The sequence below is a fragment of the Microbacterium sp. NPDC089696 genome (assembly GCF_044749125.1).
GTDB lineage: Bacteria > Actinomycetota > Actinomycetes > Actinomycetales > Microbacteriaceae > Microbacterium.
Map to the genome: position 1 here is coordinate 250,492 of NZ_JBIVHF010000002.1, position 21,675 is coordinate 272,166.

At 64.1% G+C, this 21,675-nt stretch carries 16 protein-coding genes; 9 read left to right on the forward strand and 7 right to left on the reverse strand.

Going from position 1 to position 21,675, the window contains the following annotated elements:
• Positions 1-541: 541 nt before the first annotated feature.
• Positions 542-880, reverse strand: coding sequence for a hypothetical protein (locus ACIPY8_RS11515; protein WP_400818160.1), 339 nt, complete (start codon positions 878-880; stop codon positions 542-544).
• Between the two features lie 176 nt (positions 881-1,056).
• Between ACIPY8_RS11515 and ACIPY8_RS11520 the strand changes: the two genes are divergently transcribed.
• Positions 1,057-1,377 carry an ATP-dependent DNA ligase gene (locus ACIPY8_RS11520; RefSeq protein WP_400818162.1) on the forward strand — a complete coding sequence of 107 codons (321 nt, stop codon included), beginning with the start codon at positions 1,057-1,059 and terminating at the stop codon, positions 1,375-1,377.
• 1,395 nt (positions 1,378-2,772) lie between these two features.
• On the opposite strand, the gene ACIPY8_RS11525 is transcribed toward ACIPY8_RS11520, so the two are convergent.
• Positions 2,773-5,832 (reverse strand): RHS repeat-associated core domain-containing protein, encoded by a 3,060-nt coding sequence (locus tag ACIPY8_RS11525; protein ID WP_400818165.1) that lies wholly within the window; start codon positions 5,830-5,832, stop codon positions 2,773-2,775.
• 606 nt (positions 5,833-6,438) lie between these two features.
• On the opposite strand from ACIPY8_RS11525, the gene ACIPY8_RS11530 reads away from it, so the two are divergent.
• Complete coding sequence (locus tag ACIPY8_RS11530) at positions 6,439-6,996, forward strand: hypothetical protein (protein ID WP_400818167.1); 558 nt, start codon at positions 6,439-6,441, stop codon at positions 6,994-6,996.
• Here ACIPY8_RS11530 and ACIPY8_RS11535 read toward each other — a convergent pair.
• Complete coding sequence (locus ACIPY8_RS11535) at positions 6,971-7,831, reverse strand: hypothetical protein (protein ID WP_400818170.1); 861 nt, start codon at positions 7,829-7,831, stop codon at positions 6,971-6,973. The two genes, ACIPY8_RS11530 and ACIPY8_RS11535, sit on opposite strands and share 26 nt — an antisense overlap.
• A gap of 319 nt (positions 7,832-8,150) precedes the next feature.
• On the opposite strand from ACIPY8_RS11535, the gene ACIPY8_RS11540 reads away from it, so the two are divergent.
• The 7 genes from ACIPY8_RS11540 to ACIPY8_RS11570 all read left to right on the forward strand — a co-directional run bounded on the left by ACIPY8_RS11540 (position 8,151) and on the right by ACIPY8_RS11570 (position 15,163).
• A complete protein-coding gene (locus ACIPY8_RS11540) occupies positions 8,151-8,405 on the forward strand; it encodes a DUF3892 domain-containing protein (protein WP_400818173.1) in 255 nt (84 codons plus the stop codon).
• A gap of 274 nt (positions 8,406-8,679) precedes the next feature.
• Positions 8,680-9,243 carry a hypothetical protein gene (locus tag ACIPY8_RS11545; protein WP_400818175.1) on the forward strand — a complete coding sequence of 188 codons (564 nt, stop codon included), beginning with the start codon at positions 8,680-8,682 and terminating at the stop codon, positions 9,241-9,243.
• The gene (locus tag ACIPY8_RS11550; RefSeq protein WP_400818178.1) at positions 9,240-9,776 is read left to right on the forward strand and encodes a hypothetical protein; all 537 of its coding nucleotides are present in this window, start codon (positions 9,240-9,242) and stop codon (positions 9,774-9,776) included. Before ACIPY8_RS11545 ends, ACIPY8_RS11550 begins: the two co-directional genes overlap by 4 nt.
• A gap of 779 nt (positions 9,777-10,555) precedes the next feature.
• Complete coding sequence (locus tag ACIPY8_RS11555; protein WP_400818181.1) at positions 10,556-12,058, forward strand: AbaSI family restriction endonuclease; 1,503 nt, start codon at positions 10,556-10,558, stop codon at positions 12,056-12,058.
• 84 nt (positions 12,059-12,142) lie between these two features.
• Positions 12,143-13,111, forward strand: a complete 969-nt coding sequence (locus ACIPY8_RS11560) for a DUF2971 domain-containing protein (protein ID WP_400818184.1) — start codon at positions 12,143-12,145, stop codon at positions 13,109-13,111.
• Between the two features lie 505 nt (positions 13,112-13,616).
• On the forward strand, positions 13,617-14,660 hold the full coding sequence (locus tag ACIPY8_RS11565; RefSeq protein WP_400818187.1) for a nucleotidyltransferase: 1,044 nt from the start codon (positions 13,617-13,619) through the stop codon (positions 14,658-14,660).
• An 83-nt stretch (positions 14,661-14,743) separates the two neighbouring features.
• Positions 14,744-15,163, forward strand: a complete 420-nt coding sequence (locus ACIPY8_RS11570) for a hypothetical protein (protein WP_400818189.1) — start codon at positions 14,744-14,746, stop codon at positions 15,161-15,163.
• Positions 15,164-15,751: 588 nt separating this feature from the next.
• Here the strand turns inward: ACIPY8_RS11570 and ACIPY8_RS11575 are convergent.
• The 4 genes from ACIPY8_RS11575 to ACIPY8_RS11590 all read right to left on the reverse strand — a co-directional run bounded on the left by ACIPY8_RS11575 (position 15,752) and on the right by ACIPY8_RS11590 (position 21,652).
• A complete protein-coding gene (locus ACIPY8_RS11575; RefSeq protein WP_400818191.1) occupies positions 15,752-17,785 on the reverse strand; it encodes a zinc-ribbon domain-containing protein in 2,034 nt (677 codons plus the stop codon).
• Positions 17,775-18,752: an ATP-binding protein gene (locus tag ACIPY8_RS11580; protein WP_400818194.1), complete on the reverse strand. Its 978-nt coding sequence runs from the start codon at positions 18,750-18,752 to the stop codon at positions 17,775-17,777. Before ACIPY8_RS11580 ends, ACIPY8_RS11575 begins: the two co-directional genes overlap by 11 nt.
• Positions 18,753-18,871: 119 nt before the next feature.
• Entirely contained in the window at positions 18,872-20,893 is a 2,022-nt protein-coding gene (locus tag ACIPY8_RS11585; RefSeq protein WP_400818197.1) for a Mu transposase C-terminal domain-containing protein, read from the reverse strand.
• 15 nt (positions 20,894-20,908) lie between these two features.
• The gene (locus ACIPY8_RS11590) at positions 20,909-21,652 is read right to left on the reverse strand and encodes a TnsA-like heteromeric transposase endonuclease subunit (RefSeq protein ID WP_400818200.1); all 744 of its coding nucleotides are present in this window, start codon (positions 21,650-21,652) and stop codon (positions 20,909-20,911) included.
• Positions 21,653-21,675 lie beyond the last annotated feature (23 nt).

The window sequence follows — 21,675 nt, forward strand, 5'->3', positions numbered from 1 at the left end:
GAGTAACGGCACGCGCGTGTGGATCGGCGCTGTCTACGTCCGCAACTACTGACCCGCCGGCAGCCCCTCCGAACCGCGGTGGTCGGGTCGTACTTGATTCCTCTGGCCGGAAGCGATCTCGCTAGCTTTTCTAAAGGCGTGTTTGGCTAGTTGATGGTGCTTGGGCGACGAGGATGCTTCGACGTATCATGCAGGAGCGTGGAGCCTGACCCATTCGGGTTCGTGCGTCAAAGTCGACACAGCCGGGTAGGGGGATCCGCGAACGCCTCTGGGAACGCGTCTAAGCTGCTCGTCGGATAAGTGGTCCGGCCTCTCGCTCTGGGGATGGGGAGGCCGGATCACTGCCGTGCGCCCGCTGTCCAGTCCGGGGGCCCGGTCTCAACCGTCCGTGCCGGGCGGGCAGAGATCTGGCCCCTCACGCTGGGGCGGAGGGGCCAGATCAACCGGATCTCGGGACTGCGGTGGATCCGGTCGGAGCGGCGTCCGAAGAGGCCTTGGGGTGACCTGTGAGGGGAGTGTCCTCGGTGCCGATAAGAGTGGGTCACTGTCCCGGGTGGAAGTCCGGGTCGAAATCGGGAACAGGGGTGCCGTCCGCATTGTCGTCGTTCTCCCGCCGCGGGTACAGACGGTGGGAGCGCAGCTTCGCCGCGTCTTCGGAGAAATCGGGGTCAATGCCCTCGGAGGCCTGAGGGCCGACAAGGATGTCGTTGCCGACGCCGGCGATGAGCTCCGCGTAGTCGACCTCGCCGTCCTTGACAATCGGCAGCCGCAGCGCTTCCGTCTCCCCGTCGCGAGCGATGGCTGCGGCGAGTTCGACGAGCGCGTCAGCGACATCGTCCGTGGTGACTAACTGCTGACCGGCGTAGGACACGAGCTTCATATCATCAGGATCTCAGGTAGAAATATTCTTCTGCTGGGGATTGCCTCAGGCTCTCCGCATCGTGTACCGGTTCACGCGGCGAGGCATTGTCGGAGGTCCGTGAAAGGATGAGCGAGCCCACGCAGCGATCCCCAGAATTGCGCCTGCAGAGGTCTCGTGGCAGCGGAGGGAGCCCCATGGGCCGCTTCATCTACGACAACACCCAGAAGGTGGATATCGAAGACCGTGCACTCACACATGTGCAGATCGTCATGGTCTCCAAGCTCCGCCGCGGAGAACCGTTCGGATTCAGCTGGAAGGACGACCGGAGCACGGGCGGCGGGCGCACCACCGTATGGATCCACTCCCACGCCAGCCTCGTGTTCAAGTACTCCGGAAGTAAGCCGCCCGCAGTCAACCGCGCGTGGATCCACGCGCTCGACTCCATCGCCAATGCACCCAGCGGGCTCTACGTCGTTCCCGAGCCGTCACCGACACGCACCACTGAGGCCGCCTAACCTCGAACATGAGGTTCGGTAGCAGTTAGTCTCGTGCCTCGTCAACGCTCGAGGGGCAAGAACTGATCTCGCGTACTGTGTGAGGTACGACTAGCCGCCTCTGCGCCGCTCTTCGTCGGTCGGCCCAGGCGGCGCTCGGACTTTCTCGGGTACGAGCTTCAATCGGGAGTGGTGGGTGCGCTAGCGGACCTTCTCTCGACTGTCCGGCCCCTCTTTCGGGAGGGGCCGGAACCCCGTCACCGCGGGAGAGACCGCTGCCCTATCCTCGTCTCTGACACCGCCCGCGGTTGGTGCGAGCCAACCACTGTCCAAGGCCCGGCCGCCGGTCGGCCATGGGCCTATGCTGACGCCGTCAACGAGGCGTCAGCAAGAGTGAGCCCGCGATAATCGCAACTACTCCTCCGACGAGAGCGATCCAACCGAACAGCGCGCCACCAGGGGACTGCCTCGAACCTTGGCGAGACTCTCCCAGCTGGGATCTAATCTCGTCGGCTTCCGCTTCTAAGTCCCGCTGTCGCCCGATGATCTCGGCATTGAAGACTGTCGCCCTGCCCATGGTGTCTTAAAGAAGACCTTTGTGCTCCAACTCGATAGCGCGGAGTCGATTGCGACGCTCCGCTTCGGTGAGCTCCTCGTCATCTTCGCCGTCTTGCTTCATCTGCGCCGTCGTTTTCCGCTCGTCGAAACGGCTATCCTCCGTCGGCAGCCGATACTGATGTGACTAAGCGTGCCCGCTCACTATTCATCCCTCGGTTCATCGCCCGGCCCAAAGTTACGACGAGCCCGGCGCCGCAGCAGAGCAGCCAATATCGCAGCACTGATGGCTGCCACCCAGAGAACAGTCATCACGACCTTGGCGACCTCAGACTGCCCGATGTATCCCACAAGCCCGAAGACGGTTCCCACACCCCCGAATACCAACGTGAGCACAGAGGCAACGATTGACCACGTTAGTCGCTGTTGTTCGCGCATCCCGCCACCCCTACTTCTTCGGCACGTTTCCCCGACGCTGCTGGACCGTCTCCGCCAAAGGGAGCCGTCGTTACTGAGCACAGTGGGCGCCTTCAAACGCGCACCGGACGGTATCAGAACCGGTCACCGATTACGGCACGATTACGGCAAGGCAGCCAAGCCCTGGTACGGAACCGTGAGGGCTGTAACGGTTAGTCCGTCTGCTCGGGGGCACCATCGCTTGCCTCATGTGGGTCACTTCTGCGAGCGGAACGCGTTCGCTCGATGATCAACCAAGCTTGGATCGCCGCCAAAACCCCGACGACTATCCACAAGGTGATGGAGATTGGCCCTGACGTGAGGGCTGCAGCGATCCCGAACCCTACTACTCCAAAGATCACTGCCAGTCGAACAATCGTCATGCGACGCATTTTAGGCCCCCGGTCATCGGATACATTCTCTGAACGCGCTCGCCGCTACGTAAACGCCGAAGGCGATCTCGGCTGCGATACCGACAGCTAGCGCCCCGCCCGCAATCAGGCTGCCTCCAAATGAAGGAACTGCACCAGCAACTGAGGCAAGGGTATCTCCCGCGAGCTCGGAGACTCCAAGGCTGATGATGCCAAGACCCGCGAGAACTCCAATGGCGCAGGGCAGACCAATCGCACGCCCTGAGGGATCTACATTGTTGACGGGGTCGGCGCCGGCGTAGGCATACCGGTTGGCGTTGTTGGGGTCGAGGGGTGTGTCGAGGGTGTCTTGTTGGGTCCAGCGTCCGAGGGTGGGGTTGTACCAGCGGTTGCCGTAGTGTACCCATCCGGTGGCGCGGTCTTGGATGCCGCCCTTGAACAGGAACGGGTTCTCCACCGCGCCGTTCCCGGTGCCGCCGGCGGTGAGGACCGCTGTGCCGTACGGGTCGAAGTTGTACGCGTAGGACTGGGAGGCGAAGTCGGTCAGCAGTGCCACCGGGGATCCAAGCCCGTCGTACACGTAGAGGGTTTCGATCCCGGAGGAGGAGCGCAGCATGAGCGGCTCCCCGGTCACGGGGTCATTCTCAATATAGGCGCGACTGTTGCCAGCTTGAACTTGCTCGATGACGGGGAGGCCGACCTGGTTGGTGCGCCCGTAGACGAGCTTGTAGTTGCGGGAGTTGTCCTCTTGCTGCAGCACCTCCACCTGACTGGTGCCGGCGTACTTGTAGGTGAATGTGCCGGTCGCGTTGGACACCCCGGTCATCTGTTGCGCCCCGTTGTACGTGTAGATCCCGTTGACGTTGTCCTTGGTCAGGTTGCCGGTGCCGTCGTAGGTGAAGCCGGTGTTGGTGACCTGATTGGCTGCGTTGAACGTCAATGACTGGGTCGACGCGCCCGCACCGGTGACGGTCGCGGTGAGACGGTTGCCGCGTGCGTCGTACGTGTACGTGTACGTTGACGGGTTGGTCCCGCCGGACTGTGTCGCGGTGAGGAGGCGTCCGGCAGTGTCGTATCCGTAGGCGGTAACCTGGCCGGTGAGGTTGTCGCGCGACCATTGCAGCTTGGACCGGTCGTTCGCGGTGGTCGTCCCGCACGTCGGTGCGGCCGAGGACGTGTTGTAGCAGTACGACGTGTCGAACACCGTCGTGACCGTGCCGGCGCTGCTGCCGTCCTTCATCTCCGCGATGGAGCGGGACACGCGACCGGTGGTGTCGTAGTCGAGGTGCGTGTGCGCCCGGTAGGTCGTGTGCGTGGGGTTGGACTGCAACCACGAGTCGGTGCGGCGGCCCTGGTCGTCGACAGCGAACTCGAGCACCTGTGTGCCGCTGTCCTTGTTGTACGTGATCTTCGTCGGCACCCCGGCGTCATCGAACGAGTTCACCGTCGTCCCGCGCCCGTCCGTGACCGTGGTGAGGTTGGAGGACTTGTCGTACCCGTAGGTGATGGTCCCGCCGTAGAAGGTGTTGCCGCGGGCGATGAGGCGGCCCAGCTGGTCGTACGTGTACGTCGTGGTGCCGTTGCCGTCCACGCGCGTCGCCGGAAGACCGCGGTTCGTGTACGTGTTCGTCACCGTCGGGGTTGAGTCCGAGAACGCGGTGGACAGCAGCCGGTCCAGCTTGTCGTATGTGTAGGTCGTGGTCGTGCCGCGCCCGTCGGTCGCAGTCCGCAGCCGACCGAAGTCGTCGTAAGTGAACGCGCGGGCGCCGAGCGAGGATCCGGTGACCGGGGTCATCGAGGTGAGCTGCTTGTTCGCGTTGTACCCGTAGACGGTGCTGTTCGTCCCGTTGCCCGGTGCGAGCGCGGTCGCGACCGTGCCGTCGGCGTTGTAGGTCAGTGTCGCGGTCGCCGCCAGCGCGTTCGAGCTTGTCAGTGCGTTGCCCGCACCGTTGTAGGTGTACGTCGAGGTGTTGCCCGCCGAGTCCGTGCTCGAAGACGCCAGGTACGCGGTCGCGGCTGCAGTATTCGCATACGCCGCCGACGTTGTGGAACCGCCCGGCGCCTGCAGCGACGTCATCGAGTCGCCGTTGTTCGCCCCGTACGTCGCCGTGCTCGTCCCCGCGGTCGAGCCCGTCCCGGACGTGGACGTCGCGACATCGCCGTTCGGGGTGTACGTCGCCCCCTTCTGCCGACCCATCTCATCGGTCGACGCGCTCACCAGATTGGTCGACGAGTCAATCGTGAAGGTCACATGCGGCACCGAGGCGACGGCCGTCGACTGGTTCGTGTTACCGCGGGCGACGAACCGTGTGGTCGCTGTCGGGTAGGCGAAGCGGGTCACGCTCGCGCCGGGAGATCCGGCGGTGGTGTTCGCCTGCGACACAGATGTCACCCGGCTCGACGATGCCGACTCGTACCCGATGGTCACCACCGCGCCCGTGGGACCCGTGATGGTCGTGAGCTGCTGGCCGGTGTACCCGAACGCGGTCGTCTTGCCCTCTGCGTCAACAATCGAGGTGAGGTTCGAGGATGAGTCTTTCACCCACGACAGCGTGCGTGTCGACGAGCCCGACGTCTGCGTCGCCGTCAATGTGCGCGTCGACGACGAGTAGGCGAGAGTCGCCGTGCGCGCGGCTACCGGCCCGGCACTGCTGACGACGCTGTTCGGGTTCCCAGGGCTCGCGTATCCGATGGTCGTGGCGTTGCCGTTGCGGTCCGCGATGGTGGTGAGCTGGCCGTCGGCGTTGAACGTGGCCACCTGACGCGACTCCCGCTCCGTCAGCGTGAAGCCGCCACCCGCAACCGGAGCGAGATCCGCCTTCGCGCCCGCTGGGGCCGTGTACCCGCCACCGGTTGCGGCCGCGTACAGCCACGTCGTCCCGTCACCAGCGGTGTAGATGATCCCCGAGCTGCCGTACGCGGCGGCGAGATACCCGACGCCCTGAATGCCAGTCGTCCACCGGTTCGCCGCCGGCACACTCCCCGACCCCGGAACCGCGCTGAGCGAGTTGTATGACTGCGCGATACTCACCTGACCGGTGACACCGACGAGCGACAGGCTCTGGTTCGTCACTCGCAGGTTGCCTGTGGCCACATCGACGTAGGCTGATACCTGGTCAGATACCGCAAACGGGATCTCGGTAGCCCCCGGACGAGACCCCGTTTGCCCCACTGTGGTGGGCCCTACGGGCAGCGCCGCATTCGCTGGCGCCGCGACTGCCACCACCAACCCTGCGCTCAACACCGCTACCGAAACCGCAGACATCCACCGCTTGACCCCAGCGCGCACGTTGGCTCCACTCATCAATGAGAGATCGTTCCGACCAGAGCGGCACGGAAACTGCTCGAACCTTAGCGTCAGCTGTGAGCGTTTGGGAAGACTGACTTTGGAGAAGGGATATATGCGCAGGGTCCATCTACGGCATCACTAGTGAGCACACAGGCGGGTACCGCGTGTCGCGACTGAGCTAGTGCGCTCACTCCCGTTCGGGAGCGAATGGGTGGATCAGCGCGAGCCGGAAGGAAAAGGCCAGCAGCCGGGGCCGTCGCGAGCGTGGGGATGCGAGTGATTATCGACAGGGCTTTCTGGTCCCGCGGTGTTTCTGGCGTCCGCAGGAGGAGTCTGCTCGAAGTAGAAGCGAGAGCATCATCCGCCCCGGCCACCTCAGGCCCTAGAAGCTCGCGCAGTTAGGCTGGATGGATGGACCTCATGGACACTACCCCCGACGCCCGCGAGCACTTCGTTCGCGCGATGACCATCTTGATGTCCGGACCATTGATCCCATCCTGCAAGGCCCGGGTCGTCCTCCGTCAGGGGGCTGGCGCACCGGTCGAGAGTTTCCTCCTCGACGCTTCACCACGCGACCTCGTCTACACGCTCCACAGCGAGGACGGAGAACTGGTCGACGACTATGACGGATACACCCACACCCGCAGGAGCGAAACTCCGGTGCAAGACATTCCTCGAAACTCGTTCTATGCGGAACATCTTGCCGCTCGTCTCGCGTTTCCTATGTCGCTACCGATCTGGGGACGCAGCTTCGACAACTACCGACTCACCGGCGAGGCAAGCGCAAACGGCGAGCAGATCAAGCTCGCACTTGTGCACACGAAGGATGACACGGTGAAAGGGTCGCTCGTTGTGAGCGACCCCTTCCGCATCGCGGTGAAGCTCGACACTCCGACGCTTCTCATCGAGTACACGGAGATCGCCGCCGCCCGACGCGCTCAGACTATAGGCCGGCCTCTTGGCCATTAGGGTAATAGCACCGCTGGACGCCTGAGTCGCAAGTAAATCGGTGGCTGGGAACATAGCCTTCGAAATACTCCTCGTAATTCTTGGAGGTGTCCTTAATGACGACGTCCCCCATCCACACAGAGAATTGACCTCCGGTGTTGAGGCTTCCAACATTCCATCCACTCGTTGTCGTATTGCCAACGTTTGTGAATGCAGTCAAGGCAAGGGAGTCGGGCGGCAGGATGCCATTCTGCTTGTAGCTGGTGAATGTTCCGCTCATCGTTGGCGAACCCACCGAAGGAATGGTCCGCAGTTTGTTCTGCGCCGAAGGCCAGCCGGTGTACAACGTCCACTCGTATGTAATCGAACGCTCCCAAATGATTGCGCCCGTGTCCTTATTGTATTCACCGTACCTGGCGCAACCGTAGATGAAGTCCTCGAGTTCGCTCCTCACCTCGCGCTGGTACTCTCCGGTGATGCACGGATCGGCTAGAGCAGCGGTCGCGGAGAAAGGGACGACCAAAGGTTCTCCCAGAGGATCGCTTGCTGAGGAGCTGTTCGGATCGGCCTCGCGCGAAGTCTGCGCTGCTCCTTCGAACTCAACCTCTCGGGTGAATCGCTGCGATTGCGCCGTATTGGCGTCGACGGTCGCGACGACCTGATTCCCCAAGCATGCAAATGATACCGTCCCAGAATTGTCCGCCACGACGCCTTCCTCAGACAGCACTTCTTTCGCGAGGTCAGCACACAACGACGAATCAGTCGCTCCCATGTCGACCGCGAATGCTGGAGCTCCACCGGTGACAATAAGCGCCAAGGCAAGCGCTCCTGATATCACTGTTCTGCGTGTTCTCATATCGATATTATCCCTCGCTGTATTTCATCAGGTCACCCAGGAAGCTGAGCAACCCTTGCCAAACGCATCCAGCCAAGCATGGTGGTCGAGTCATGTCTGTAGGCAGTTTGGGGGACAATGCCCGCAAGACGATGCGGACGATGACCTGTCCAGCGCGGTGTGAACGATGGCGAGGCTATTCCAATACCGTGGTTAGGGCGCGGACAAGCGAAACTCGAGCCGCGAAGGGATCCTGTCTGATCTCCGCGCGGAGCTGGGCTGACGCTAGCCACTTCGTCCGGCTAGGCTCTGCTCATCCGAACGAGCAAAGGAGCTCCTAATGGCCAGCTACGCAGTCACTGGTGCCAGCAAGACCGACTCGGGCGACGTCGTCTCAATCTGCGGACCGCAGCTGAACGCGATAAGCGTGACAACTGCGATGCAGATGATCCAACTCGGTCACGATTTCTTCGTGCCGCTCACTGACGGCTCCCGCGCCAAGATCGAGATCGTTCGCGGCGCGAACGGCCCCTACTTGCGCACGAACTGGGACGGCACTCAGGCCAACAATCTCGACTCGCTTCAGCCCTGCTGACCTGAATCTCCCGAGCACCCCTTGCGCGCGGCACGCGCCTCGACCTTCTCCGCGCGCTCCCGCCCGCAGGGTAGGTCGTTAGTTCAGGCGAGTTGCTGCGCACCGCCACAGCATGATCGTGTCGATTCAGTTCCTCGTGGCAATTACCCTCGCGCCCTATCCGTGTACGTGGTCTCGCCGCCTTCATCAATGTTGGTATTGCCGCCGCGGCCGTGACATGGTGACATCCCCTGCGTCCCGCCGCATAGTATGAGGCATGGGGAACCGGGGGAACATGACCATCACGCATCCAACACGCAGACGCGATGCTCAGCACATGCGCGCCCGTGCGGGCGATATCACGCGCACCTCTTGGGTGCTGGAGGGCACTGCGGACGAACAGGCTGCACAGATGATGGAGCTGATGGCCCTTCGTCCGCGCGTGGCCGACCGCGCCGCCGCGCAGCAGTCCCGTCGTCGGCGGATCCAAGCCCTGCTTCTCTTTGGAACCGGCATTGTGTTCGCAGTCTCCCTCGGATGGATCGCGTTGAAAGGCGGAGTGCTCGCCGGCACCGAAGTGGACGGTTCCGCTGGTGCGACGACATTCAACCTCATCCTCTTCGGGATCCTCGGGATCACGGCCACGGCCGTCGCAGCTCTGAGCCTGTACAACCTCATTCGCCAGCGTCAGCTAGAAGACGCCCTCAACGCTGCCCGTGAGCGTGCTTATCACGAGGCTCGGTCTATCGCCGCTCGACGGGCACTTGCAGCGTCGCACGAAGCGGCTGCGTCTACGCGCCGTGATCGGCTGTCGTCGCAACCGCTGGCATCGACGAGCCGTGACGAGCTGGCGTCGTGAGCTCTGTCACCCGTGCGTCGTCCGAGACGGGCGGCGCGGGCCTTCTCCCGCCGTTCGCTGACGCCTCGGGCAGTGAACTCACGGTTCAGACGACCGACGAGGAGGAGAAGTATCTATCGCGCGTCCTCGACCTGCGCGCGCAGGTAGAAGCGCGTTCTCGCCGTCCGTTGAATGTGGACCCGGAGGTCGTGGCCGAGGCGGAGGTGATCACTCAACGGTTTACCGCCGACCTGATTCGGCTCGCCGTCCGTCGCGCGCGCACTCACCCCAATGACCGCGTCCTGCTCATGGAGGACCTCGCGTGGGCTCGGAAACTTCTCGTGAACGGTGCGGGCAGCAACGTCATCGTCCTCATTTGCACCACCCTCGGCGGTGTGGTCATGGGCATCGGTGCACCCATGCTCCTCGGCCCCATCATTACTGAGACGACCGACAAGATGACTGCGGCCACGCTCGGCTGGGGTGGCGGGGGCATCGCCCTCGGCGCCGTCCTGCTCACGGCCGGCTTCATCATGGCAATTCGCCGCGGCTGACCGTCGGTCTCGTTTTCTGCGACCGGTACCCGGCAAGGGCTTCTCCGTTCTCCCTCGCTACCCTGTGACAGGAGGGCGAAGCGGGACAGACGAACACCTCCGCGTCCCGTGCGAACTCGATTGACGCTGGTGTCTATCGGCTTCGCCTGCGCCCGCCCGTTGGTGAAGGCGTTCAGGCGTATCGCGTCGATAACCGTGGCGCTCCATCCCACCGCGTTGCCCGCTCCCAGCCCGATACGTACACGGACCACACACCCTGGTCGTGAACGAGGCGACGACGTAGTGCGTCGCCGCGAAGCGAGCCAGGCACCGCGACGACGGTGACCTCAGTGCGCCCGACGATCTCAGTGATCCGTGACTCGATCCGTCGCACGACGAGAGTCTTCGGCGTCGCTCGAACCACTTGGTAGAAGTCGATGTTGTCTTGATCTCGCCCCCATGCGGACACAAGGATGTTGTCGCGTACGAACGAATGGGCGTCGGCCGAATTCATGGGGAGGTCCTGGGAGATCTGGGGGGGCAAGAAGCCGTACGGCCGCTCTCATGCCCCATGCGCGGTCCTCACCGGCAACCAACGCCTGCGCGTACCCGCCACGCCTATTCGAGCGCGCAGAGGAGCCGAACGAGGACAGAATCCGTGCATCGTCTACGTCCGTGACCGGCTCCTGCCGCCTGTCCTCCGCCACAGGCTGTGCGCGTACTTGTCGTCTACCCGGACCAACTGGGCGCTTCACGACGTGAACAGAATTAGGGGCCGAACGCTACGCAAGAATAGGAACGTGCCCGAAACCGCCACCGTCGCCGTCAGCCCGCTCGATTCCATGTTCGCTCAGGCGAGGGGCACGATGGCAGCTTTCATCGACGAGTCCTACCGGACTCCCGCCCAAGCTCTCGGCGGGAACAGTTTCTATGTCCTTGCCGCCGTGCTCTTCCCTCTTGCGCAGTTGGAGGTGATCCGTGAGCGCCTTCGCGCAATCGTGGGGTCCGGGCGGTGGCATACGACCGACGCGGCTCAGTCCGACGCCGGCCAGGCCCGCAACGTCCAGATGTCATCGGCTCTCGCGCACACCGTCCGCCTCCCGCTCGGGCACCGGCCAGAGGAGATGCAGGGCCGTCGGAATAGTACTTCCCGTGCGCACGAGGAGAACGCCGCGATCCTGCGTGACCTCCCGTTGGCCGTCACCACGATGAGAGCTCAACCGGATTCCTCGTACGTGCTTTCAGACGCCCTGGCATCCGCGGAGACCCCTCCCCTCTTCGATAGGGTCGTCGCGTGTGCCCGCAGACTGCGGGCCGGAGGGGGAACGATGAGCACGAACGCCAGAAACAACGATCCGGACACCAATGGAGGAGGCGCCACCACGCGCACCCGAAAGCGGTGGGTCATGCCGACAGAGGTGGACTTCTACGCCAGGATGTTGAGTTCCATCAGTGGCAAGGGGCATGAGGTGTACGCGGTCAGCCGGGTCCTGCACCTGCTCGCCGACCCGGAGATCGAGCTGGTCACGCAACAGCCGATTCGCCTGCGTGATGGGAAGCTGGCCCTGCTGGATCTGTACCTTCCACAGTTCGGTGTAGGGGTCGAAGTCAACGAACGCCACCACATCACCAGCGCCAACAAGCAGTTCGACCACGCTCGCCAGCACGCCGTCGCCGAGACCGCCGGCATCCAGATCAGGGTCGTGGGCGAGGCAGACGCCAGCTCACTCGACGATTTGAAAGAGCAGGTCGATGAGCTCATCGACGAGATTCGCCAGTGGAAGAAAGGAGCCATCGACAGCGGCACCTTCGTGCCGTTCTTCTACGGCAATCGCTACGACCCCATGTACTGGCGGTCAGTGGGACAGATCACGACCCGAGATGACGCCCAGATGCCCCGCACGCCGCAGGTGTGCGCGCTGTTCGGCAAGAACCATCTGCACTATCAGCATGCCACGATGTCTCTCGGCACCGACCTGCAGTTGTGGATGCCGGTCCTCGAGCAGAGGGGGCGGCCATCGAGGGACGACTGGAAGAACACTCTCAGCCCCGATGAGATGACCATCGAGGAGGTGCAAAAGCGCGACGGGAGCTACACCTACGACCCTGATCTTCGCAGCGTGACGTTCGCGAAATTCAAGGACCCAGTAACGCTCGCCGAGTACTACCGATTTCTTGGGGTGTTCAAGGTCGTCGGGATCAGCCAGACAGATGATCCCGAACCCAAGAAGCTGGTCACCTACAAGCGGGTCGCAGATGTGGTGGACCTCACGGTGTACCCGGATCCGCCCGCGCGCGCATAGACGCCGCCTACAGTCTGACGCGCGATCCGTGTGACTGTTCGCAGCTTCAGGAGTCGATACAGATGACCGATCTGCGGAGGCACCATGTCCGGTAACAACCTTGCGTGGCATTACACGTCGCTCGGGTCTCTTATCCACATCTTGCGAGACAGGGCCCTCATGGCCACGGAGGTGGGGTTCCAGAATGACCCTTACGAGACCCGAGCCGCGCATGAAGCACTACGTTCCGCACTGGATGGGATGAGGACACAGGACGGTCGCACCGGGTTTGGTTTCCGCGCGACGTTCATGTACGAAGAGTTCAGGCTTGGGAGCCCGTACGCGTTGAACGACGAGCGTCTCCTCGCCTCGTCCCGGTTCATCCTCTGCGCGTCGCGTGACAGCGACAATTTCCATGCATGGCGCACATACGGGTCAGCCGGATCAGTGGGATGCGCTATCGGGCTTGACCGGAGCGTGCCTCTCGGTGTCGTCGACGGGGCCGAAGATACAGAAGTCACGCCGTGGCGGGACGTCCAATACTCGGAATCCGACCTGGCGGCCGCGATCCGAGACGACCTCGACGATCTGGCTGCACGATGGCGGGAGATCCGAGGAGAGGACGAGCTGCGCGACGACCGCGATGTTCTCCACACAGGTCTTCGAAGCATTTGGAATGACGTCCGCGCCCAAGCTAAGCACGCCTCCTACCGCCACGAGGACGAGACAAGAATCACGGTCGCCGCTCCCCCGAAAGCCGCAGTCCGCTTCCGCGACGGACGGTTGGGTCCGCGCCCGTATATCTTGCTCGGAACCTCCGATGCGTGGGCATCGCCGCCTCCCCAACAGCGAACCAAGCTTCCCATCCGCGAGGTCGTTCTTGGCCCCGAAGCACCGGCTGCAGCAGTCGAGTCTCTGACGTGGTTGCTAGGCCTTCACGACTACATCATCGACGGGGAGACCGAGTTCGCGACGATCCGCGACGAGCACGGGCGAGCCGAGGTCGCGGACTGGGTAAGCGATAAGAACAAGGTGAGGATCCGCCACTCACATCACCTGTTTCGCAGCGTCTGACGCGTCTTTTGCTCCGCGCGCGAGTAGCCGTGCGGACGGCGTCTCGAGAGGTCAGTCCATCGATACCGACCACTGGGGCCATGCATGGTGGAGGCTTTCTGCGTGTCGTCGGTGACAATCGGTGCATTGTGGTCAGTCGAAATGACAAGCATGTAGTTCCGGACCATCCCCCCGGGCGCTGAAATGCCGTTCACACGGCACTGGTTCGCTCCTACGGGCCTATCGACCCCGCCGCCCCTCGCAACCCCATCGGGGAGCGAGCAGGCCCGCTAAGGCGAAAATAATACCTCACCCGATGTCGGATGCCGCAAGTAGAATGGGAGCGGAAGGAAGAGAACGACCCCGACTCACTCCGAGGCGGGGCTCAGGTAGGTCGGGGCCGGTTGTCTTGGCGGACAAATTGACCCTAGGCGCAATTCGTAGCGTGATCAAGCTCACCGTTGTGGGCTGAATCGACCTACCTTCCCGCGGGGGACCCTCTGCCGCGGTCAGCGAAGGAGGCCCAGTGGATACCCATCGTCCGTACCCGACCATCGAGCAGGTCGTCAACGTCGCGCGTACCCGCATCCAGGTCACGGACAACGAGCTCGGGGAAGCTCGAGCTCGACGCGCCGCGCTCGCCCGAGCATTGCACATTGCGTTCCCCGGCTCCCGACATTATTTCAACGGAAGCATTGCGCATGGAGACGCGCTCACCCCACTGACCGACGTCGACCTCGGCATAGTCGTCCCGAACCCGCTCGGGCTCTACGGCCCCGGCAAGAAGGGTCCCTCAGACCTCCAGGAGCATGCGGCGAACATCATCCGGCGGGAGTTAGCGGATCAGTACCCGGATCTCCGCATCGAGTTCCGTGACCGCAAGCGGTCGATCCTGATTCGATTCCGCGACCCCATTCGTCCAGGCCAGCCCGACTTCACCGCCGACGTCATCATCGCCATCGACAATCCGTCCGCTGATGGCCTCTACATTCCTCGTTTCACTAAGTGGGATCGTTCGCACCCGGAGAAGCACACGCAGCTCATCGCTGACGCGAACACGCGCACCCACTCGGTTTTCGCGCGCACGATTCGCCTCCTCAAGCACTGGAACCGCATGAACGGCAGAACCCTGTGCACCTGGAACATCAAGGCGCTTGCGCTGGATGCCGGGCTCGCTGACGGCGCTCTGATCACCGCGATGCGCACCTGGTTCGATTACGCCATCATCTCGCTCCAGCAGGGCGAGACTCGCGACCCCGCCCACGTCAGCGACAAACCCATCTCATTGAATGCGACGCGTGCCGAGGTTCTGCGGAGACTGCGAGACGCATCGGCACGTCTGGAGAAGGCAGCGGAGCTCGACCAAGCCGGCTTCCCAGTGCTCGCCTGCAAGGAACTCGCCGATATGTTCAACGACGAGCACATGCTCCCGTCGCCCTCCCGCGCGGACGTGCTGCGTGAAGGAGCTCGCTTCTACAACGCGCCCGCGAGGACGTTCGGCGCTCCGGCACTCATCACCTCCACTCCACGCCCCACAACGACACCTGTACGCTCGTGGGGTCTGCGGTGACCTGCGCGGGGCTCCCCCGCCCGCGTTTAGCAGAGCCTCTGGGCCTGCCCTTCCAACGGTGGTGGGGGAATGATCCGGCGTGGATGTACCCGCTGGAAGCCGGAGCCAGGCGACGGTACGGTGAAGCGCTGCGCAGGACGGAGCGACCCGGATGCCTCGCGTACGAGCTCAAGGTGCAGGTGTTGGGGCGGCCAAATCTGGTTCCCGTGCGTGTGGAGTTCTACCGCGACCCTCCCTACGCAAGGTATCGACTGTCGGCGGCAGACTATCCCCGCGTTTTCGCCGACCCCGGCGCCTGCTCACCCCACCGCATGCCCGATGACAGCCTGTGCCTGTACTACCCCGACGACCCACCGTCGCGGCGATGGACGGCCGACGACGGCCTCGACGAACTCTTCGCTCTCGCGGCACGCCACCTCTTTGCCGAAGACTACTGGCGCAGCAGCAACCACACCTGGCCGTTCGATGAAGCCCCGCACGGTCGGCTGGGAGTGGCGCCGTGACGTGCGGCAGTGTATGGGATGCGTGTTTCTGGGTGTCCGAGGCCGGAGCAACCATCATTGCCGCGATCCTCGCTGCGGGTTTCGCGGTCCTCGGTTACGCGTGGCAGCAAACGCACGCCCGCGCAGACAAACGCGCACTCATGTACGGGGAGGCGCTCCGAGCCGTCGAAGACTACGCCGAAGCACCTTTTCTTGTTCGCCGCCGCGAAGGTAAAGAGGCCCGAGCCACCGTCAGCACGCAGATCAGCGAGATCCAATCACGGCTTGCGCTGAGCCGAGCGCTCCTCGACATCTCCGCCGACACGCGCATCGCAGCCTCCTATCGCCATCTCGTCGGGGTGACGAAGAGCGTGGCGGGAGCAGCGATGTCCGCCGCCTGGCGCTCTCCGCGGATTCGGCGAGACGCGAGAGTCCCGTGCCCGCACCCTTACGACCGCGCAAGGATCCTCGCCGCCCGTACCGAGTATCTGAAAGCCATTAGGCAATACGACCGAGGAGCGTCACGGCGGGTGAACGGCCGTTAATAGGCAAAGGCACGCCAATAGGCAAAGGCATCCAGCCGCTCTGGTTCGGGTGCACCACCCTCGTTCACATCGACTTCTTGCGACGCGCGCACTCCTTGCACCCTCGCTTGCTGTTCGCCCGCGAATCACCGGTCGACGGCCACTCGTGCCCGCAGGTCTGGCATTCCCACCACAGGCGCTTGCCAGTCCCGGCCACGACGTTTTGAGGGGTGAGGTCGCCGTTGCGGGTTCGGGAGAAGTCCGCGGCCATGTCAGGTCTGGTCGTCGCCATGTCGTTGAACCCGACCCACACTTTTTTGCCGCTGCAGTACGGGCAGCCCGTGCCTTGCCGGACGCGGTTGCCGCCGGACACCTCCCAGTCGTGCCCGTGCGGGATGCACAGCCACCACAGCTTGTGGGCGGTGCCGGCCACGACGTTGTCCGGTGTCCGCTCGTTGTTCTTCCAGGGGTGGAACTCAGCGGCGAGGTCCGGCCTCGTAACCCGCATGCAGTTCCTCTCACTGACGGCGCGGTTCGAGCAGTAGCGGCAGCCGACGCCCTCGACGCGCTTGACGATGGCCCCGTCGTAGTCGCATCCGTTCGGGCACTTCCACCATGCTTTGGCCATGGAGCCCGGGAACACGTCCCACGGGGTGAGGTCGCCGTTCAAGGTTTCGTGCCACATGGCCGCGACGTCCGGGGCGACGGTTGCCAGGCACGTGCTCAGGTGGACCACCTGATGAGCACACACCAAACACTGCGAGCCGCGAGTCCGGTTCGCCGGCGTCGTCTCATAGTCGTGCCCTAGGGAACACGTGAAGGTCATGGTGTACTCGGAGCCCGCGACGACGTTGTCGGCCGTGCGTCCTCCGCTCAGTGCCTCGTTGACCTCGGCGGCGATATCTGGGTGCGTGGCGCGAAGGGAGTTCGTCTCGTCGACGAGAAGGTTGGCGCAATACCCGCACCCCACGCCGGACGTGGTCCTCGCGTTCGGTGATACCTCGAACGAGTGGCCCATTGCCGCGCACACCCAGAACCGCTTAACTCCGGACCCGGCGAGCACATCCTCTGGGCTGATGTCGCCGTTCTTCTCGTGGTCCCACTCGCTACACAGTAGCTCGTGGGTCGCGGCGAGCGAGGTGTCTGGGCTCGCCTTCTTCCGCGCACAGATACCGCAGCCGCCGCTTGCCTTCGATGCCCGGAGACGGCGGCCGGTCGAGGTAAACGGGTGTCCGGCAACGCACACGTAGTCGTTTTCTCGGTCCCATCGTTCAGCGTGAGTGAAGCGGTCGCCGATGCCGTCGGGCCGGACCATCTGCGTCACCTGCAAGTGACGAGTGCGGGGGTAAAAGCTCGTGGTCAGGTGAGTATGCAGATCCTCGTGCCCCGCCATCTTCCCGTCGCTGCCGACGATAAGGCCGGCGTAGCGCTCGGCGCGCAGCAACAGCCAAAGAGCGTCGACAAGCACGGCGGAGCTCCGGCAGTCCACCGTTCGTTCGACGAGAGCGACGAGCAACGCGTAACGGTCCTCCACCACGGGCGTAGCCCACACCTTCGGCAACGACTGCGCGAGTGCGACGGCGACGTAGAACCGCTGGGCGGGGTCCATGGGGCGGACTGCCGCCGCCGTCCAGGCGTCGACGCACGCGAGGAGTTCGCTCAGACGTGCGGCGTCGATGAAACCGGCCTTCCGCAACCGACGGTAGGCGCGGTCCGCCCGGAGAACATCCACGTCGACGGGATACTGGTCGTCCGGCGACGTGTCGGGGCCCGTCCACCGCATGTGCTGACCGCAGACGCGAGGCCCGTCGTGGGACGTCTGCTCTGCATGCTCACCGTGGGCGCACAGGACGCACGCGTACCGCTGCCCGATGACCTCGAATGTGCCTCCTCGACGCTCTTCGCGCGCGAAGTGCCCGGGGCGCAGTCCACCGAACATCTCGAGAACGCTGACCCGGTCTGCCGGGGCTGCAGCACGGAGTGCGTCGTTGATGGCGACGTTCCAGGCGCGCTCGGTGTAGCCGTTCGCCACGCTCAGGCGACGTTCGAAGCTGGCAGGGGTCTCGTGGGCGACCGGTCGAATGCGCTCCGGAAGCGACACCACCGCGTCACGCAGCACGGGCCGTCACCTTCTTCCGCTTCGCCCCGCGCTGCACTTCGCGCTCGTACTCGCGCTCGCTGGTCAGGTCGAGTCGCACCTTGTCCATGTGTTCACGGGTGATGAACTCTTGGGTGGGGTCGCCCGCGTCGATGAGGTCGAGCGCGACCGTGGTCAGCAGCCGCGACAGGGCGCTCAGCGACCCACGAGTGCGGCTCCACAGGTAGTCGGCGTGCGCGGCCGGCAGGGACTTTGGCGTCTGGGCGAGGAGGCCGAGCTGGGATTCGAAGGCGAAGACGATGGAACCCCAGAGGTTGCGCTCCTCAGCCGTGTCTCGGCCGAAGTGGTTGAGCCGGACGAGGGTGGACCGAGCAGCGAACTGCTCTCCGAGCCCCTTGTCCGAGTGCAGCTTCTGCTCGAGGTTGAAGCCGAGGTAGAGCGGGACTGCGGGAACGGCGTTCATGAGGTTCTTCGTCGCTTGCTGGGTTTCCGAGTGCCCGCGGCCGGTGAACGCCATGTTCTGCATCTCGTCGATGACGATGAGCGAGGTGCGCCGGCGAATGAGGGCGTCGGTGACCAGTTTCGTACGCTCCTCGACCGTGGTGTGGGCGGTGAAGCGGATGCCGAGGAACGTCAGAAACCGACCCATCAGGTTCTTCGGGGTGCAGGAGGACGGCGTCTCCACGTACACGATGGGTGAGTGCCCCAGCGTTTTCCATTCCGGGTGCTGCCGCTCGTGGCGGCGCAGGGCGTCGACCATGACGTGCTTCGCGGCGGTGGTCTTTCCGGCGGTCGGCGGGCCGCTGACCATGACGCTCGTGCGTCCGACTGCGCGGCTCATCCGGAGAGAGGCGCGGTGTACCTCGCGGAGGAGGTCTTTCAGGTCAGGGGTCAGGATGTCGGTGTTCCCGGCGATGCGGTCGACGCGACGGTCATTGAACGCGGCCTGGGCAGATGCGTCGAGCGCAGCGAACTCGTCGAGCGTCATGGGCTCGGGATGCGGGGTCTCATAGCTTTCCAGCAGTGGGAGCAGGGTGCGCTCACGGTCGAAGTGGCCGAGGGGCGCGTCGTCGATGAGGGACATGAGTGTGGGTGCTTTCTCTGGGGTTAGGCGAGCTCGAGCTCGTCGAAGTTGAGGTAGTCGTCGGCGACGTGGCTGCGGTCGACGACGGGTTCGATGTCGGTGGGCGTGGCGCGCTTCGCGGCCTTCTTCTTCGCGGCAGCGGCTTCGGCTTTCAGGGCCTTCTCCACCACACCGGCTTCGCGGCGGGAGCGTGCGACAAAGTCGTGCGCTTCCTCGTTGGTGAACCGCTTGCTGGTCTTGCCGATGGTGCGGGCGTTGTGGAGCATCGCGCGCTCGTTCGGGCGGAGGAGCCCCGCGTCGTCGGTCCACCCGCAGGTGATCCACTCACCGTCGGTCGGCGAGAGCACCCAGACCTGGGACGGGTCGAGGCGGTCGTAGTGGACAGACACCTTGATGCTGTGTCCGTCTGCGTCCTTCTGCAGACGCATGGGCGCCAGGTACGGGCTGTCATAGGTGCGGCCCTGGAAGAGGATGCCGTCGACCTGGACCGTGCGGTCGGTGCGGGGCATCAGCGCGATGAAGTCCTCTTCGCCGAGCGGGAGCATGAACTGACCGGTGTACTCGATGGATGCGGCGTACATCGTGTTCGGGGTGTGCACGAACGTCGGGTCCAGCGGGTCAGTGAGACCCTCGTGCTCTCGGTTCTGCCAGATGATGCTCACCCAGCGGTCGAACAGCTCGATGACCGTGCGCAGTTCGAGGACGTCCTCTTCTTCCGCCTTCGCGCTGCGCTCGGCGAGGCTGCCGCCTGCGTAGCCGGGGAGGTGTCGGGTGAACATCGTCTTGATGGTGTCGAAGTGCCGTTCGACGTGCGGCTTACCGGTCGGGGTCCGCGGTGGCGTCTCAGTGATGTGCATCCCGTAGCGGGTGCAGGCGGCGTGGACGACGATTCCGCGGTAGTCCTGGCCGTTGTCGACGAGGATGCGGCGGGGGAAGATGTAGGGCCGATAGGTGTCGTACGAGTGCTCCTGGTCTTCGACGAGCTTCGCCCACGGCATCTCTGGGAGTTCGAGCTCCGCATACTGGTTGCTCCACGGACGCAGCGAGTGCGGGACGAGGGTCCGAGCGATGAGCCACGCGTGGTCTTCGGCGACAGGTGCACCGTCGGTGAAGTTGAAGCCGATGATGCTGCGGGTGCGCTTGTCCATGAGCGTCGTCAGGTGCGGGCGGATGACGGACCCGTCCGGCATGCGCACGAACGCGTCGAACCAGGTCGTGTCCATCTGGCACTCATCCCCGGGCGCGGTGACGTCACGCTTGCGGAAGGTGTGCTTCGGAACGAGGGCTGCGGTGTTGCGCAGCTGCGCCAGGGTCGTGGGGTCCTGGTTGCCGGAGAGCTGCTTGACGTACCGTTCGACGGTGGAGGTGGACGGGAGGGTGGGGCGGTCGTTCGGGTGCGGGTACTCGTCCTCCAGCTCCAGCTTCAGGTCGGCCCGGATGACGGCGTAGGACGTCTTTGACCGTCCCGCGTACGTCTTCAGCACCCGGCGCAGGGTGGTGATGACCCGCGCGTCAGCGCGGGAAAAGGCCTCCTCCTTGCGGTCATGGGTGCGCTTGTCGCCGAGTGCTGCGACACCGCCGTCGCGATACCGCTGCAACCGGCGCTGCAGCGTCCGGTAGGGCATCGGCATGCCCAGGTCGTCGAGCTCCTTCATCTTGCATTCGAGCCGGCCCTTCATGGGCAGCCGCGGGTCGTACTTCGCTCGGGCCTCTCCCCCGTCGGGCGCGGTGCCGTCGACGAGTTCCTGCAGGTGCGGGATGAGGGTGACCGTGTCGGCATCGAGGTGGTCGAGGGCCTCGACGATGGGCATGAGGACCTTCTTCTTGCCCTTCTTCTTGGAGTCGTCCTCGGCTTCTGCCTCGACGTTGTCGAGTCGCTCTCCCGGCGCCAGGAGGCGGAACAGTTCGGACTGGTGCAGGAGGATGGTCTCGTTGGTGAGTTCGTGGCGGAGGCGGTAGACGACGCCTTCGTAGCCGACGAGCTTGTAGAGGCCGTCGGTGAGTTCGATGGTCTGTCCGATGAGGATGGTGCGGGGCTTACGCATGAGTGTGGGCTTTCTTTAGGCGGGGTGGATAGGGGTGTTGTCGGTGAAGGGCTTGGTGAGGTCGAAGCGGATGGCGCGCTGCCACATGAGGTGGAACGCGGCGGGGAGGTGCTCCCCGGGGCGGTCAGTCCGGAGGGCATCTCGAAGGGCGCCGAACGTCCCGACTTCGCGTGCGACGTGCAGCAGCAGGTCACGGGTCTCGTCGTCGGGTTCGAAGCGCGGGTGGTGATAGCGGCCCATCATTTCGAGGTTCCAGCGGGTCACGTCGGGGAAGGTGTTGAACAGCTCGAAGCGCCAGCCGATTCGCTCGCACATCTGCGCGGTGAGCTCGAACTTCAAGGCTTCCGCCTCGGTCGTGCGCTCGGCGTCGTGGACGTCCACGAGGATGTTCTCGCCCTGCGCCGTGCGGAAGAAGACATCGGGGACGTGATGCAGGTTGTCGCGCTGGAAGGTGAGCATCATGGGCTGGGAGATGATGTCGACGATGTCGAAGACGTGGTCCAACAACATCAGGGCGGTGAACTCGCTCATCGACTCGTAGCGGACCATCGTCTCGGTGCACGCGCACCAGTAGTAGCCCTGGGAGGAGCGCTGCGTGTCCCACTTCATCGGCAGCCGCGCGGGCTGGGCCGGTGCGACCTTCTCCACCGACGCCGGGTCTACGGCGCGGGCCGAGTGGACGCGGTGTTTCGCGTCCTTCCACTCGATACGGTCGACCCCGAATCCGGGGGTCTTCTTGATGCCAGTTATCTTTGCCATGTTTCTTCTCATGCGCGTCGCCC

Coding starts and splice junctions, on each gene's coding strand:
- ACIPY8_RS11580 (WP_400818194.1), bottom strand. CDS start 18,752: ATGACGCTCGACGAGTTCGCTGCGCTCGACGCATCTGCCCAGGCCGCG.
- ACIPY8_RS11540 (WP_400818173.1), top strand. CDS start 8,151: ATGGCCAGCTACGCAGTCACTGGTGCCAGCAAGACCGACTCGGGCGAC.
- ACIPY8_RS11560 (WP_400818184.1), top strand. CDS start 12,143: ATGTCCGGTAACAACCTTGCGTGGCATTACACGTCGCTCGGGTCTCTT.
- ACIPY8_RS11515 (WP_400818160.1), bottom strand. CDS start 880: ATGAAGCTCGTGTCCTACGCCGGTCAGCAGTTAGTCACCACGGACGAT.
- ACIPY8_RS11520 (WP_400818162.1), top strand. CDS start 1,057: ATGGGCCGCTTCATCTACGACAACACCCAGAAGGTGGATATCGAAGAC.
- ACIPY8_RS11585 (WP_400818197.1), bottom strand. CDS start 20,893: ATGCGTAAGCCCCGCACCATCCTCATCGGACAGACCATCGAACTCACC.
- ACIPY8_RS11570 (WP_400818189.1), top strand. CDS start 14,744: ATGTACCCGCTGGAAGCCGGAGCCAGGCGACGGTACGGTGAAGCGCTG.
- ACIPY8_RS11545 (WP_400818175.1), top strand. CDS start 8,680: ATGACCATCACGCATCCAACACGCAGACGCGATGCTCAGCACATGCGC.
- ACIPY8_RS11530 (WP_400818167.1), top strand. CDS start 6,439: ATGGACCTCATGGACACTACCCCCGACGCCCGCGAGCACTTCGTTCGC.
- ACIPY8_RS11535 (WP_400818170.1), bottom strand. CDS start 7,831: ATGAGAACACGCAGAACAGTGATATCAGGAGCGCTTGCCTTGGCGCTT.
- ACIPY8_RS11590 (WP_400818200.1), bottom strand. CDS start 21,652: ATGGCAAAGATAACTGGCATCAAGAAGACCCCCGGATTCGGGGTCGAC.